General features: G+C 69.8%; 15 protein-coding genes and 1 pseudogene. 8 read left to right on the plus strand and 8 right to left on the minus strand.

Going from position 1 to position 15032, the window contains the following annotated elements:
- Nucleotides 1-100 precede the first annotated feature (100 nt).
- Nucleotides 101-1672 carry an MFS transporter gene (locus tag FBY22_RS22255; RefSeq protein WP_142148598.1) on the minus strand — a complete coding sequence of 524 codons (1572 nt, stop codon included), beginning with the start codon at nt 1670-1672 and terminating at the stop codon, nt 101-103.
- Between the two features lie 118 nt (nt 1673-1790).
- Here FBY22_RS22255 and FBY22_RS22260 point away from each other — a divergent pair, with 118 nt between their 5' ends.
- The 4 genes from FBY22_RS22260 to FBY22_RS22275 all read left to right on the plus strand — a co-directional run bounded on the left by FBY22_RS22260 (nt 1791) and on the right by FBY22_RS22275 (nt 5180).
- Nucleotides 1791-2378, plus strand: coding sequence for a helix-turn-helix domain-containing protein (locus FBY22_RS22260; RefSeq protein WP_142148600.1), 588 nt, complete (start codon nt 1791-1793; stop codon nt 2376-2378).
- A 230-nt stretch (nt 2379-2608) separates the two neighbouring features.
- Nucleotides 2609-3271 carry a glycoside hydrolase family 11 protein gene (locus FBY22_RS22265; RefSeq protein WP_260845069.1) on the plus strand — a complete coding sequence of 221 codons (663 nt, stop codon included), beginning with the start codon at nt 2609-2611 and terminating at the stop codon, nt 3269-3271.
- Nucleotides 3268-3963, plus strand: coding sequence for a polysaccharide deacetylase family protein (locus tag FBY22_RS22270; protein ID WP_142148602.1), 696 nt, complete (start codon nt 3268-3270; stop codon nt 3961-3963). The genes FBY22_RS22265 and FBY22_RS22270 overlap by 4 nt, the downstream gene beginning before the upstream one ends.
- Nucleotides 3964-4247: 284 nt before the next feature.
- Complete coding sequence (locus FBY22_RS22275; protein ID WP_260845313.1) at nt 4248-5180, plus strand: L,D-transpeptidase; 933 nt, start codon at nt 4248-4250, stop codon at nt 5178-5180.
- Nucleotides 5181-5219: 39 nt separating this feature from the next.
- Here the strand turns inward: FBY22_RS22275 and phoU are convergent, their stop codons facing one another.
- The 4 genes and pseudogenes from phoU to FBY22_RS22295 form a co-directional block, all read right to left on the minus strand.
- The gene (phoU, locus tag FBY22_RS22280; RefSeq protein ID WP_142148606.1) at nt 5220-5894 is read right to left on the minus strand and encodes a phosphate signaling complex protein PhoU; all 675 of its coding nucleotides are present in this window, start codon (nt 5892-5894) and stop codon (nt 5220-5222) included.
- Between the two features lie 91 nt (nt 5895-5985).
- Nucleotides 5986-7101: an ABC transporter substrate-binding protein gene (locus FBY22_RS22285; protein WP_142148608.1), complete on the minus strand. Its 1116-nt coding sequence runs from the start codon at nt 7099-7101 to the stop codon at nt 5986-5988.
- A gap of 207 nt (nt 7102-7308) precedes the next feature.
- Nucleotides 7309-7746 carry a hypothetical protein gene (locus tag FBY22_RS22290; protein WP_142148610.1) on the minus strand — a complete coding sequence of 146 codons (438 nt, stop codon included), beginning with the start codon at nt 7744-7746 and terminating at the stop codon, nt 7309-7311.
- Nucleotides 7747-7959: 213 nt separating this feature from the next.
- Nucleotides 7960-8217: pseudogene (locus FBY22_RS22295) on the minus strand (site-specific integrase); the annotation flags it as partial.
- A 254-nt stretch (nt 8218-8471) separates the two neighbouring features.
- Here FBY22_RS22295 and FBY22_RS22300 point away from each other — a divergent pair.
- Nucleotides 8472-9230, plus strand: a complete 759-nt coding sequence (locus FBY22_RS22300; protein ID WP_142148612.1) for a 2-phosphosulfolactate phosphatase — start codon at nt 8472-8474, stop codon at nt 9228-9230.
- Nucleotides 9231-9375: 145 nt separating this feature from the next.
- A complete protein-coding gene (locus tag FBY22_RS22305) occupies nt 9376-10641 on the plus strand; it encodes a cytochrome P450 (protein WP_142148614.1) in 1266 nt (421 codons plus the stop codon).
- Nucleotides 10642-10675: 34 nt separating this feature from the next.
- Here the strand turns inward: FBY22_RS22305 and FBY22_RS22310 are convergent, their stop codons facing one another.
- Entirely contained in the window at nt 10676-11332 is a 657-nt protein-coding gene (locus FBY22_RS22310; RefSeq protein ID WP_142148616.1) for a hypothetical protein, read from the minus strand.
- Nucleotides 11333-11373: 41 nt separating this feature from the next.
- Nucleotides 11374-11748 (minus strand): hypothetical protein, encoded by a 375-nt coding sequence (locus tag FBY22_RS22315; RefSeq protein WP_142148618.1) that lies wholly within the window; start codon nt 11746-11748, stop codon nt 11374-11376.
- Between the two features lie 306 nt (nt 11749-12054).
- Here FBY22_RS22315 and FBY22_RS22320 point away from each other — a divergent pair, with 306 nt between their 5' ends.
- Nucleotides 12055-12924 carry a class II glutamine amidotransferase gene (locus tag FBY22_RS22320; protein WP_142148620.1) on the plus strand — a complete coding sequence of 290 codons (870 nt, stop codon included), beginning with the start codon at nt 12055-12057 and terminating at the stop codon, nt 12922-12924.
- A gap of 180 nt (nt 12925-13104) precedes the next feature.
- Entirely contained in the window at nt 13105-13950 is an 846-nt protein-coding gene (locus tag FBY22_RS22325; RefSeq protein ID WP_142148622.1) for an MBL fold metallo-hydrolase, read from the plus strand.
- 46 nt (nt 13951-13996) lie between these two features.
- Here FBY22_RS22325 and FBY22_RS22330 read toward each other — a convergent pair whose 3' ends face one another.
- On the minus strand, nt 13997-14974 hold the full coding sequence (locus tag FBY22_RS22330; protein ID WP_142148624.1) for a YafY family protein: 978 nt from the start codon (nt 14972-14974) through the stop codon (nt 13997-13999).
- Nucleotides 14975-15032: the final 58 nt, after the last annotated feature.

Consider the following 15032-nt stretch of genomic DNA (forward strand, 5'->3'; position numbering starts at 1 on the left):
GTGAGGCACGGCGGAATCTGTGTGCCATATGTGAACAGTGGTACGAGAGCCGGTTGGTTGCCTCACCATGCCCACCAACTGCCTTGTCAGCCAGCTCAGTTCACATGGACGTCGATTCGACCGCGCGTTCCGGCTCGTCGTCGGCTGCCACGTCCGGCCGCTGCGGGCCGCGGGCGAGGATGTACAGCAACAGCGCGCCCATGACGACGACGCCGACCCACATGGCCCGCTGCCATCCGTCGACGAAGGATTCCTGCGCGGCGCGGACCAGGCCCTGGGCGTGGGGACCTGCTGTGCGGGAGGCGTCGACGGCGTTGGCGATCCCCTCGCGGGCGGTGTCGGCGGTGTCGTCGGGCACGTTGTCCAGCCGGGTGTCGATGGCGCTTCGGTATCCGGCGGACAGCAGTGCGCCGAGCAGGGCGACACCGAGTGCGGTGCCGAGTTCGCGGGTGACGTCGTTGAGCGCGGACGCCACGCCTTGGCGCTCGGAGGGCAGCGAGCCGGTGATGGCCTCCGTGGAGGGTGTCATCGACAGACCCATGCCGGCGCCCATGGCGAGCATGCCCGGCAGGACCGACAGGTAGCCTCCGTCCACGGAGACGACGGCCGCCATCAGGGCGAGGCCGGTCCCGGCCAGGGCGACACCGCCGGCCATGGTCGCCCTGGCGCCGATCCGCTCGGCAAGCCGAGGGGCGAGGCCGGACGTCGCCATCATGAGCACGGCCATGGGCATCAGCGCCGAGGTGGACAGCAGCCCGGACCAGCCCAACACCTCCTGGAAGAAGGGGAAGAGGACGACGAAGATCCCCGCCTGGACCCCGAAGACGGCCAGCAGCGTGATCGAACCGCCGGCCAGTCGACGCTCACGGAACAGACGCACGTCGAGGAGCGCGGCAGGGCCGCGTCGCAGCTCCCGGATCACGAAGGCGAGGGTGGCGAGGACGCCGGCGGCGAGGCCGAGCAGGGTCGCGGGCGCGCTCCAGCCCCGCTCGGGGCCTTCCTGCAGGCAGAAGATGAGCCCGACCACGGCGACGACGGAGGTCAGCGCTCCGGCGGTGTCGAAGGAATGCGGGGTCGTCCCACGGGAGTTGGGGACGGATCGCAGGGCCATGGCGAGGGCCACGACGACGAGGACGACGGGCAGGACGAACAGCCGGCGCCAATCCGCCACGTCGACCAGGGCGGCGGAGAGGAACATGCCCAGGATGCCGCCCCCTCCGGCGACACCGGTCCATACACCGATGGCCCGGCCGCGTTCCTCCTCGGGGAAGGTGGACGTGATGACGGCGAGCGTGATCGGCATGATCATCGCCGCACCGACACCGCCGACCAGGCGCGCCGCGAGCATGACGCCGGCGGACGGGGCGAGTCCGGCGACGGCTGAGGCGAGGCCGAAGAGGATCAGGCCGGTCACGAGCACGGGCTTGCGGCCCAGGCGGTCGCCGAGGGCACCGAGCGGCAGGAGAAGCGCGGCCAGGGTGAGGGTGTAGACGTTGATGATCCACAGGACGGTGCTCTGCGAGGCCCCGAGATCGACGGCGAGGTCCGGCTGGGCGACGTTGAGCCCCGAGACCGAGGCGACGACGGCCATCAGCGCGACGCACACGGCGATCAGGATCGTGCGGCGCTGTCTCGCATCCGATGCGGTCGCCGGGGACTGGATCTGGTTCATGGACACCTTCTGAACAGGGCGTACGGAGTCGGCGCTGGTCCGGGCGCGGAATGAGACCCGGACGCGGCTCGGGGACGACCGTAGGCAGGCCTTGCGTGACAGGCATAGGATGTTGCGCATGACGCAAGAAGATGGCGAGCTGGACGGCCTCGTACGCAAGCGGATCCGCGCCCTGAGAGTGGCGCAGGGCTGGTCCCTGGAGGAGCTGGCCGCTCGGGCGAACGTCAGTCAGTCCACTCTCAGCCGTATCGAGAACGGCCGGCGCCGCCTGGCGCTCGACCAGTTGGTCACCCTCGCCCGCGCCCTGGACACCTCGCTCGACCAGCTGGTCGAGACGGCCACGGACGACGTCGTGTCGAACCCCATGATCGACGCCACCCACTCTCTGATGCGCTGGCCGGTCAAGGCCGATCCCGGGATGACCGTCGTGCGTCAGCGCATGACGGATCCGCCGCCGGACAGTGCCGCGCGTATGCGCGCGCACCCGGGCCGTGAGTGGCTCGTCGTGCTGTCCGGGACCGCGGTCCTGCTGCTGGGCAACCGCCGCCTTCGGATCGAGACGAACCAGGCGGCCGAGTTCCCGACCATGCTGCCGCACGCCATCGGTGCCGAGGGCGGACCGTGCGAGATCCTCGGCATCTTCGACCGCGACGCCCGCCGCGGGCACCAGCGCGGCGAAGACGGCGCTCGAATTCAGCCGGAATGACGGTCGGTCAACGGATGACGACCGGAAGCACTTCGAAACATTCGATTGATCGATTCGCCGAAGTTGATCTATTTCGGCTTTCCTATTCTTGGCCAAAAGTCATCTGACCGTAGCGAATCCATGTCGAATGTTTCGAAATAATCACCGAAACTATTGACGCTTGACGAGTGCAGGCCAAAACTGACGGACCGAACCACAACCCGGCCTCTATGGACGAGGAGGACCCGCACATGACGCACGAGTTCACCCGCAGGGGCGTCGGCGCCCTGCTGCTGGGCGGCGCGGCCGCGCTGGCGCTGCCCGGTACCGCCAGGGCCGCCACGGTCGTCACCACCAACCAGACCGGCACCAACAACGGCTTCTACTACTCGTTCTGGACGGACGCCCAGGGCACGGTCTCCATGACCCTGAACTCCGGCGGCAACTACAGCACCAGCTGGCGCAACACCGGCAACTTCGTCGCCGGCAAGGGCTGGAGCACCGGCGCCCGCAGGAACGTCACGTACTCGGGCAGCTTCAACCCGTCCGGCAACGGCTATCTGTCGCTGTACGGCTGGACGTCCAACCCGCTCGTCGAGTACTACATCGTCGAGAACTGGGGCACCTACCGGCCCACGGGAACGTACAAGGGCACCGTCAGCAGCGACGGCGGCACCTACGACATCTACCAGACGACCCGGTACAACGCCCCGTCCGTCGAGGGCAACAAGACCTTCAACCAGTACTGGAGCGTCCGCCAGTCCAGGCGCACCGGCGGCACCATCACCACCGGCAACCACTTCGACGCCTGGGGCCGGGCCGGGATGCCGCTCGGCAGCTTCAAGTACTACATGATCCTGGCGACGGAGGGATACCAGAGCAGCGGCAGCTCCAACATCACGGTGTCGGGATGAGCGGCGCGACCCGACGCCCGTACTACCCCGTGACGACGGCCCTCACGGCCGTCACGCTGGCCGCCGCGGCCACCCTCGCCGTCCAGACCGCACACGCCGTTCCCGCCCGGGCCGCCGGCTGCAACGGCTATGTCGGCCTCACCTTCGACGACGGCCCGTCCGGCAACACACCCAACCTGCTCAACGCACTCAAGCAGAACGGGCTGCGGGCCACGATGTTCAACGAGGGCCAGTACGCGGCCGCCTACCCGGCCCAGGTCAGGGCCCAGGTCGCCGCCGGCATGTGGGTGGGAAACCACAGCTACACCCACCCGCATCTGACCACGCTCGGCCAGGCCCAGATCGACTCCGAGATCTCGCGCACCCAGCAGGCCATCTCGGCGGCGGGCGGCGGTACGCCCCAGCTCTTCCGGCCACCGTACGGCGAGACCAACTCCACGGTCCGGACCGTGGCGGCCAAGTACGGCCTGACCCAGATCATCTGGGACGTGGACTCGCAGGACTGGAACGGCGCGAGTACGGACGCCATCGTGGCGGCCGCCGGACGCCTGACCAACGGCCAGGTGATCCTGATGCACGACTGGCCGGCCAACACGACCGCCGCGATCCCGCGCATCGCGCAGGGGCTCGCCGCTCGCGGCCTGTGCGCGGGGCGGATCTCCCCGCAGACCGGCCGCGCCGTAGCACCCTGAACGCACCCGCAGTACACGACGACCGCGCATCGCAAGCAGTGGCGTCCGTCCCCGACGTCTCCGATGCGCGGTCGCTCCTCCTGCCGGGGGCACGGTCCGGCCACTCGGGCGCGAAGTGACGTGGATCACCAAAGATCTACGAGCCGCACGCAACTGCGCCCCTGCCCATCACTGTCTGACAGGGAGGCGGGCCCGTCAGGGTCGGGGAGCGAGAGAGAGCGGAGCAAGGCGTGGGACGGCGCAAGGGCAGCATAGGGATCGCACTCCTCACGGTCGCGACGCTGATGGGCGCGAGTGCCTGCGGCGGGGGCGGCGGCGACAAGGCGAGCGCGAGCGACGGGAAGGCGTCGGGCAAGGCGAACGCGAGCAGTTCGCCCAAGCCGACGAAGCCCGCGGGCCCGCCGATGCTGTTGGACACCATCACCCCGCAGACCGGGAATACGGTCGGCGTGGCCATGCCGATCTCGGTGATCTTCACCAACCCGGTGGCGGCGAAGGCGCGGGCCACGGTCGAGAAGCACATGAAGGTGAGCGCCTCGCAGCCGGTGGCCGGCGCCTGGCACTGGATGGGCGACCGCCGCGCCGACTGGCGGCCGAAGACGTACTGGCCCTCCGGCACGACCGTCAAGATCGACGCCGATCTGAAGGGCGTCAGCAACGGCAACGGACGCTACGGCGTGCACGGTTACACGCACACCTTCAAGATCGGCGACGACGTGCGCGCGGACGTCTCGGTCACCGGCCACACCATGAAGGTGACCCGGAACGGCAAGCTGGTCCGCACCCTGTCGATCAACGCGGGCAGCGCCGAGTACCCGACGTGGAACGGCACGATGGCCGTCATCGACAAGCAGGAGAAGGTGCACATGACCTCCTGCAGTGTCGGCATCAGCTGCGACAAGGGCAGCGCCAACTACTACGACCTCACGCTGCCCTGGGACGTCCACCTCACCCAGTCCGGCACGTACGTGCACTACTCGACGGGCGACCCGTATCCGGGCAGCGGCAGCGCCCGCGGCTCGCACGGCTGCGTCCACCTGTCCATGTCGGACGCCAAGTGGTTCTACGGCCAGGTCAAGCAGGGCGATCCGGTCACCATCACCGGCTCCCCGCGTGCCAAGGCGTCGGCCGACAACGGCTACGCCGACTTCAACCTGTCGTGGGACCAGTGGCTCACGGGCAGCGCCGCCGGGGAGCAGACGACCGCGACCCTGTGACGCGGGGCGCCGCCCACCCCCGGCGCCCGCGGGCGGGACTCAGTGGATGACGGGGGTGTCCGGCAGGTAGTCGTCGGCGTGTTCACCGGTGACCAGGTACACCACCCGGCGGGCGATGGAGACGGCGTGGTCGGCGAAGCGTTCGTAGTAACGGCCCACCAGGGTGACGTCGACGGCCGTCTCCACGCCGTGGTGCCAGCGTTCGTCCATCAGATGCTGGAAGATCATACGGTGCAGCTCGTCCATGCGGTCGTCGTCCCGCTCCAACTGCAGGGCGGCGTCGACGTCCTGGGTGATCAGGACCTCGGCCGCCTGGGCCATCAGGCGCTGGGCGAGCTGGCCCATCTCCAGGATCGTACGGCGCAGGTCCCGTGGCACGGCGTGCTGCGGGTGCCGCCGCCGGGCCAGCTTGGCCACATGCTGCGCGAGGACGCCGCAGCGCTCCAGGTCCGCGCTCATCCGCAGTGAGGTGACCACCACGCGCAGATCCGTGGCGACCGGCTGCTGGCGCGCCAGCACCGCGATGGCCTGTTCCTCGAGATTCCGCTGCAGCTCCTCGACCTGGCCCTCGGTGTCGATCACGCTCTCCGCCAGTCGGAGATCGGTGTCGAGCAGAGCACCGGTGGCCCGGCCCATGGCCGAGCCGACGAGGTTCGCCATCTCCACCAGCGCCTCGCTGATTGACTCCAGTTCCTTGTGATAGGCCTCCCGCATCGTCCTCATCCTCCAGTCACTACGCGTCTGCAACGCTGCCCAGACTCGCACACCCCCTCGGCGCCCTCGGCGTCCGCCTCCGCCCGCGCGGCTACCCGGCGGTGTGCAGGATGCGAAAGCGGTCGGGCTGCGCCGGATCGCGGTCGACGACCTGGACCGGCGCCCAGGTCCACTGCCAGACGCTGATGCCGGGCGAGCGGGAGAACCGGATCCGCCCGCGGGTGCCGTCGACGGCGACGTGCGGCCAGGACGCGGCCGTGCGTCCCCGGTCCGTGCCGTGCGCACGCAGCATCTCGGCGAGGACGACGACCGTGTCGTAGCCCTCGAAGGCCACGAAGGAGGGCGCTTGGGCCAGGCGCTCGCGCAGCGCCGTCCCGACACGGGCGCCCAGCGGGGTCGGCCGCTCGGGCAGGTAGCACAGGAACGGGACGCCGGTACCGTCCTCGCCCAGCAGCGCCGCCCACTCGGTCAGCTCCGGCTGCCCGGCCGGAGCGCCCAGCAGGAGGCCGGCGAGGCGCGGGTCGTCGCGGACGGCCCTGACGATCGACACGGCCGGTTCCGGGAAGCCGAGCAGCAGCAGGAGGGCGGTCGCGGGGTCGCCGGCGAGTTCGTCGCACAGGGCGGCGGGGGCGATCGTACGCGCGTCGAATTCGGTCAGGGTCGCGCCGTGTGAAGCGAGGTGGTCCCGGAGGATGCCGAATCCCGAGGCCCAGTACACGCTCGGTTCGCTGGCCACGGCGACACGTCTGTGACCCGCGCCGAGCAGGAAGTCCGCGTAGGTGCGCCAGCCGTGGGACTGGGCCGGGGAGAGGCGCGCGACCCAGTCGGTCGGCTGCTCGGTGAGCGCGTCGAGAACCGCCGACGAGCAGAGGTAGGGCACACCGAGGGCATCGGCGCCGGCCGCGGCGGCGCGGGCGACGACGCTGTGGTACTCCCCGGCCAGGGCGGCGACGCCCAGCCGAGCCAGTTCCTCCACTGCCGCCGCGGCCCTGCGCGGGTCGGCCGCGGTGTCACGGACGACCAGCTCCAGTGGCCTTCCGCCGATGCCGCCCGCGTCGTTGACCTCCTCGGCGGCCAGTTCGAGTCCTGCGAGCAGGTGCCGGCCGGACTCGACCCAGCCGGGCCGGCTGAGCGGGACCAGAACACCGACCCGGACAGCCGAGGTGTCAGCCTGCTCGGCATCGGACGGTGAGAGTGGTGTGTTCATGCGTCGGATTATGAGACGGCTGGAAGATCGTTGACCTTGGTGACGTCAAATGTCGCCGGGCCGTCGTGACGGCTTCCTTCGGGTCGCGTCAGCCCGTGACGGGGCGTTCGGGCGAGCAGAAAGGCCCAGCCACCTGGGACAACGCGGCCCCACATTGCTGCTCGCCCTGACGCCGGATCGTCGTCGCCTTCCTCACCCTCTCTTGAATCAGTGGTGGTGCAGCGGTACGCGTCGATGCCACGGGGCTCCCATGGGCATCGAGTACGCGGCCTTGCGGTAGAACATCAGGCCCAGCATGGCCGGGACGGAAAGCATCATGTACCCACGGGCGGCCACGCCGCCGGAGAGGACATGGAGCGAGCACAGGACGATGAACGGGACACCAGGTACGAGCATTGCAGCGGCCATCTCCATCGAGTTCCGCCGCCCGTGGCCCCGCCACAGCATCCAGGCAACCATGGGCACTGTCATGCTGAGACCCATCGAGAGCACGGACTGCCAGGGATACTGACTGAACGCCTCGCTGGAGGACAGCCCGGAGACGGCCCGGAAGAGTCGACCTCCGACGGCCATGCCGAGCCACATGACGAAGAACATCTCCAGGAAGTGCTGCCAGAAGGGCGATATCCGCACCTTGCGCCTCACGGCGGCCGAGTTCGGTTCAGCGGTCCTCGTCTCCCTCAGTTGTCGGGGCGGCGGGATGCCGCTTCCGGTGTGAGCATGAACGTGAACCATGACCCCCACCTCCTCTTTTCACATGTTCACATATTCACTGAAGGCGCAGTCCGCTTGCGGATGGTAGGGGCGAAGGTCCCGCGCGCGTAGGCCTTACGCCCCTCAATTGCCGATGCGTCCACGTCACGACGAAGACTTCGGAGAACTGCGACTCTCCGTGGCTTCCTCGGGCTCGATCGCCTCGGCGCTGCTCGCTCGCCGGGCGCGCGGGACGAGGGCCGCCGCCTTCCCCGCGATGTCCCGGCCGACCTCCTGGAGGAGTTCGGTGTACATGTCGCCGGTGAGCTGGATCGTGGAGTGGCGGAGCACCTTCTTCACCGCGAAGATGTCGCCGCCGCCGGCGTGGGTGAGCGTGGCCGCCAGGTGGCGGAGGTCGCGCAGAACGTCGACGCTCCGGCCGCCGATGGTCCACGGACCGTCAGGTGGACCGTCTGGGTGGGCGGATTTCACTTTGGGCGAGCAACGGGTGAGCTAGCGATCTTGCCGCAGGTGGAAACGGTTCTGCCCGCGTAGTACGTGGTGGGACGGGTGGGACTCGAACCCACGGCCGACGGATTGTTTCCCCGCCGCACCGGCGGCACGGCGATCCTAGATCTTCCTCCTCGTCGATCGAACCGGTGCCAGACTCGACCGTCATGAGCGACTGGTTCCTGCAGCGGGAGTATGGGGTCCGATTCGAGTGGGGTCCCGCCGGCGCCCGGCAACTGGCGTCCGACAGTGCCTGCTTGGTGGTGGTCGACGTGCTGTCGTTCACGACGTCGGTGACCGTCGCCGTCGAGGCGGGAACCAGGGTATTTCCCTACGCGTGGCGTGATGAGACGGCATCCGCGTTCGCCCGGGACAAGGAGGCGGCGCTGGCCGTGGGACGGCGAGCGGCCACGCCCGCCGCGCCGTGGTCGCTGTCTCCGGCGGCGCTCCGGCGGGCGCCGTTCACTCCCCGGCTCGTGCTGCCCTCGCCCAACGGATCGGCCATCTCCGCGGCGGCCGCCGCTTCGACGGTTGTTGCGAGCTGTCTGCGCAACGCCACTGCTGTGGGGCGACTGCTGGCGCAGCGGGGTTACGGCACCGCGGAGCGGCCCCTCGCGGTGATCGCCGCGGGTGAGCAGTGGCCGGACGGAAGCCTGCGCCCGGCACTGGAGGACCTGCTGGGCGCCGGGGCGATCATCGACCAACTGGCATCGCGGGGGGTCGGCCCCCTCTCCCCCGAGGCCGCTGCCGCGCGAGCGTGTTTCACCCGGGCTCCCGACGTCGCCGCTGCCGTGGCTTCCTGCTCTTCGGGCCTCGAACTGGCCCGAAGCGGTTTCGCCGACGACGTGGCCGTCGCGACCGAACTCGACGTGTGCACCGTGGTGCCTGTGCTCGCCGACGGGGCGTTTCACGACGGCGGGTCATAGGCCCGCGCGGCACGTGGAGTTCGGCCGGATCACGCTGGTCGCGGGTACGGATCGTGACGGTACGTGCCGGGCGGTCTCGTGCGGCGGCGCCAGGGCGAAGTAGCTTGCCGTTCGTACGTGAGGTTCCCGATCCTCGGAGGCTGCGATGGGACACCCCGATCCCCTGGTGATCGATTCCGACCCCTTAGTGATCGACGCGACCGGCGGCGACATCCACGGCGAGGCCGCCCGGATCCGCGACCGCGGACCGGTGACCCCGGTCGCGCTCCCCGACGGCGTCGAGGCATGGGCCGTCAGTGACCCCGGCCTGCTCAAACGCCTTCTCACCGACCCCCGTGTCTCGAAGGACGCGCGCCGCCACTGGACCCGCTGGATCGACGGCGAAATCGCGCCGGAATGGCCCCTGTTCACCTGGGTGGCCGTGCAGAACATGTTCACCGCGTACGGGGGCGAGCACAAACGCCTGCGCGCCCTGGTCTCCAAGGCGTTCACCGCACGCCGTACCGCGGCCCTGCGACCGCGTGTCGAGGAGATCACCGAGAACCTGCTGGACCGGGTCGAGTCGGCCGGCGAGAGCGGACGAACCGTCGATCTGCGCGAGGAGTTCTGCTACCCCCTGCCGATCCGGGTGATCAGCGAACTGCTCGGCCTGCCCAAGGAGTTGGGCGCCGAACTGCGGACGGTCGTGGACGGCGTCTTCCACACCTCCGCCACACCGGAGGAAGTCACCGACACCTACGCCCGGTTCTACGCCGTGCTCGCCGAACTCGTCGCTCTCAAAAGGGACTCGCCCGGCGACGACCTGACCACCGCACTCATCGCGGCCCGCGACGACGAGGGCGACACCCGCCTGAGCGAACAGGAACTCCTCGACACGCTGATGCTCATGGTCAGCGCGGGGCACGAGACCACTGTCAACCTCCTCGACAAGGCAGTCCACGCCCTGCTCACGCACCCCGACCAGCTCGTCCTGGTCGTTGACGGCGGCGCCTCCTGGGACGACGTGGTCGAGGAGACCCTGCGTGTCGAGGCACCGGTCGCCAGCCTGCCACTGCGGTACGCCGTGGAGGACCTGGCGATGGCCGAGTTCGGCGGCCCCGAGGGAGTCGTGATCGGCAAGGGCGAGGCCATTCTGGCCGCGTACGCCGCCGCCGGCCGCCATCCCGGCCGCCATGGTGACGACGCGGACCGTTTCGACGTCACCCGCATCGACAAGGAGCACCTGGCATTCGGCTACGGCGCGCACTTCTGCCTGGGCGCGCCACTGGGGCGACTGGAGGCGCGGATCGCGCTGCCGGCACTGTTCGGCCGTTTCCCCGAGCTCCGACTCGCGGTGCCCCAGGAGGAGTTGGAGCCGGTGGACTCCTTCATCTCCAACGGCCACCGAACCCTCCCGGTGCGCCTGCGCTGATCGCGGCCCGCGACGCGGGCGTCGCCGACGGGTCTCAGCGCAGATGAGCGGTGTCGATGATCGTGGACTCGGTGTCGGAGCCGGTCACCAGGATGTAGCCGGGGTTGCCGTTGCGGTCCACGTAGCAGGTGAGGCCGAACGAGGTGACCACGGCCTGGCGGACCGGATGCTTGGCGACCGCGTTGCGGCAGTCGGACGCCGTGGGCAGATTCTGCGAACCCCATTCGGCCAGCTTGCCGTTCGTGGCGTTGAAGAAGCCGCCCGAGACATAGATGGCGTCGGTGGTCGTGCCGGCCCGCGAGGGTGGGGTGTGGGAGAAGTCGTACCCGACGGGTGCGCCCTGGTCGCCGTCCTGCATGTGGAAGCCGCGTACCAGCGCGGTCGACACCGAAGGCGCCGGGTCAAAGAGAGCGGCCTTGGTGGCGAGGCCGCCGCCTCCGACGACCGCGAGAGCCGCGACGCCGGCGATCACGGGGTGCGCGGCCGTCAGGGAAAGCAAGGGGCCGATCACGGGGATCGAGAACTTCAGGTGCGTGTTCTTCTGGTTGATCGTGGCATGGTCGCCCGCGGTGACGGTCGACGATGAGTCGTGGACCCGCGAGCGGTGTCCACCTCTCTGCGGTGGCAGGTACGTGTTGTTCTGGACGCTCCCGTCGCCGACCTGGGCGCCCTTGATCCGGCTGTTCTTCATCAGCTTCGTGCTCTCTCGACTTCCGGGGTGCGGACGGCCGCCTAATGGAACGTGTTGTTCTGGGTGGTGCCGTGGCCGACCTGTACGCCTTTGGCCTGGCTGAGATCGATCCCGCCGGTCGAGAGGTGCGCCGCAGCCGGGGAGAGGAGGGCCAGGAGCCGCTGGGCGTGCTCCGTCACCTCCGTGTCCACCGCTCCCGTCACCACGAGTTCGCGGACCAGTCCCTCGGCGGGCGCCGTCGGCCGGCGTTCCAGGACGCCGATCTGTTCCAGTGCGCCGGGGCGGCCGGAGAGACGGTTGCTCAGAGCTTCCCTGAGCGCCCGATAGGAATCGGTGACGGTGGCGGAAGCGGCGCCGCTGAGGCCCGCCGCCGCGCCCGTGACCAGGGCCTGCACCACCAACGTCGCCGGATCCATCCGCGCTCCTCCGCACAGCTTCCTCGGGATCGCGCGAAGACGATCACCCGGTGTGACAACATGAGGAAGCTATCCGGCGACCGACCGTAACGTCTCGGTTTGCTACCAAACGCTGTTTATCGCCTGTTTGATTACAGAATGCCGACGGCGTTTGTCGCTTTTCCGGCGTCGACGGAGGCCGGGAACGTGGTTCACGCCGGGCCTGCGGGGACACTCCTCATACAACCCCCTTCCTTTGAAAGACCCGCTCCTTTCGCGGCCGACACCGAACCCCGGAACCACCGACGGGCTGTCCTGGAGGAACCCATGTGCCGCCTCTTCGGTCTCAGCAGCGCCCCGCTCCGCACGCGCGCCACGTTCTGGCTCCTCGACGCCCCCGACAGCCTCAGCCGGCAGAGCCACCGCGATCCCGACGGCACCGGCCTCGGCCTCTTCGCCGCCGACGGCACCCCGCACGTGGACAAGGCTCCCATCGCCGCCTACCGTGACCGCGCCTTCGCCCAGGAGGCCCGGCAGGAGGAGTCGGTGACCTTCGTCGCCCACGTGCGCTTCGCCTCCACCGGCAGCCTGGACGTCCGCAACACCCACCCCTTCGAGCAGGACGGCCGGCTGTTCGCGCACAACGGGGTCATCGAGGGCCTCGACCAGCTCGACCGGCATCTGGGCGATGACCGCGAGCTGGTCCGCGGCGACACCGACTCCGAGCGGTTCTTCGCCCTGATCACCCGGGAGACGCGACGGCACGACGGGGACGTGACCACAGGCATCCGAGAGGCCGCCCGCTGGGTCGCCGCGAACCTGCCCCTGTACGCCCTGAACCTGATCCTCGTCACCCCACGGGAGCTGTGGGCACTGCGCTACCCCGACACCCACGACCTCTACGTCCTGGAGCGCCCGGCGGGCGGCCGGCACGGCAGCCGCCACCTCGACCACAGCGGCAGTCACGGCCGCATGCGCGTGCACTCGGCGCACCTGGCCGAGCACCCCGCCGTCGTCGTCGCCAGCGAGCGCATGGACGACCACCCCGACTGGCGCCCGCTGGAGCCCGGCGAACTGCTGCACGTCGGCGCCGACCTCCACGTCACCCACCAGATCGCCCTGCCGACTCCCCCGGCCCAGCCGCTCACCCTGGAAGACCTGCACCCCGACGCGGCCGCCTCCCAGAAGGCCGCCTGACCCCGTCCGCGGAGTCACCCCGCCCGGATCCACCTGCGACGCGCCTCACACCCCTGACTTCAGATTTCGATGCCAGAGTCTGGCTTCATTTTTCATAGTCAGAGTAGAGTGCACGTCAAGGGATCCCGGCATCCGGTCACGCGATCCGCACCGGAACAGTCACCTCAGCTAGGAACGCACATGCCTACCGACAGCCCGCTCGGCTACGACGTCTTCGTCGCCGACCCGATCGCCCAGAACGTCACCGAGCCGGTCCCCAACGGAGACCGGCGGATGTTCTCGCCCCTGTCCGTCACCCTCGTCCACGGGGAACGAGACGCCGTACTGATCGACCCGCCACTGACCTCCGCGCAGGCCGAGGCCGTGGGCGACTGGGTCGAGGCCACCGGAAAGAACCTGACCCACGTGTTCGCCACCCATGGACACGGCGACCACTGGTTCACGGCCGGCGTTCTGGCGCACCGATTCGGTGCCCAGGTGGTCGCGACCGAGGGCACGATCAAAGAGATGCACCGCAATGTCGCCCTCCGCCCGGTCTTCTGGGACCGACTCTTCCCCCAGCAGATTCCGGACGCCCCCGTCACCGCCGTCGCCGTGCCCGGCAACCGGCTCAACCTCGAAGGGCACGACCTTCACATCGTCGAGGTCGGCCACAGCGACACCGACGAGACCAGCGTCCTGCACGTCCCCGACCTGGAGCTCGTCGTGGCCGGCGACGTCATCTACAACGGCGTCCACCAGTACCTCGCAGAATCCGGCGACGGCGGGCGCGACGCCTGGCGCAAGGCCATCACCACCGTGGAAGAGCTCAGGCCGCGCCGAATCGTGACCGGCCACAAGAACAAGCGACTCGACGACGACGCCGACCGCGCCATTGCCGAGACCCGGAGCTACCTCGACGCCGTCGACGAAGTCCTCGCCAAGCACGACGACCCGCTCGGCTTCTTCAACGCCATGCTGGAGCGCTTCCCCGAACGTCTGAACCCGGGCGCCCTGTGGGGCGGAGCCGTCGCGCTGTACGAGTAGCCGCTGACCGTTGCGGGTGCGGCCATCCTGGGGTCGCCCTGTTCCGTCAGGTCGGACGGGCGTAGGACGCCAGGCGGTCGGCGAACGCGGCGACGCGGTCGCGCAGTTCGGCGGGGCGGTCGATCACGAACGGTCGGTCGAGCGCGGCGAGCGTCGCGGGCAGCCAGTCGAGGCTCTCCGCCCGCAGCTCGGCGCGCAGCCACGGTCCGTCCGCGCCCGCCGGGGGTTCGCACTCCTCCAGGGTGGCGAGGCCGGCGGGCAGGTGGGGGCGGATCTGCTCGGCCGTCCCCTGGATCCGGACGGTCACCTCGTGCCGGTACCCGGCCGTGGCGAACCCCGACAGCAGGCGTTGCGCCGGGGCGGGTCCCGCGGGTGCCTCGAAGGTACCGGGCAGGGTGCGGGCGTCAGCGATGCGGTCGAGTCGGAAGGTCCGGTCCTCGCCGATCCCGGCGTCCCTGCCGGTGACGTACCAACGTCCGGAATGAGCGACCACCCCGTACGGATGCAGGGTGCGCTCGCTGCCCCGTCCGTCGCGGTCGGAGTAGCGGAGGGAGACGGGCCGGCGGTGGCGCACCGCGTCGGTCACGGTGAGCAGGACCCCGGTGTCCAGGGTGGCGACCTCGCCCGGCCGGTCCGTGAAGTCGAGTGATCGCAGGAGTGCGTCCAGGCGGCAGGCGGTGTGCTTCGGCAGGACCCGCCGGATCTTGGCCGCCGCGGTCTCGCTCGCCGTGTGCTCCGGCGTCAGCCCGGCCCGGCGGCCGGCGACGAGTCCGAGCAGCACGGCCAGCGCCTCGTCGTCACTGAGCATGAGCGGGGGAAGCCGGTACCCGGGGGCGAGCCGGTAGCCGCCGTAGCGGCCGCGGACCGATTCCACGGGTACGTCGAGGTCGAGCAGCTGGTCGACGTACCGCCGCACGGTCCGCCCCTCGACGCCGAGCCGGTCGGCGAGCTCCGCCACGGTACGGGTGCCGCCCGACTGCAGCAGTTCGAGGAGTGTCAGCACGCGACCGGTGGGTCCAGGCATGCGAACAGCGTACGTGAATACAGGACGGATTCCGTCCTCTATTGCTCCTAGTCTGCGA

This window comes from Streptomyces sp. SLBN-31, assembly GCF_006715395.1.
GTDB lineage: Bacteria > Actinomycetota > Actinomycetes > Streptomycetales > Streptomycetaceae > Streptomyces.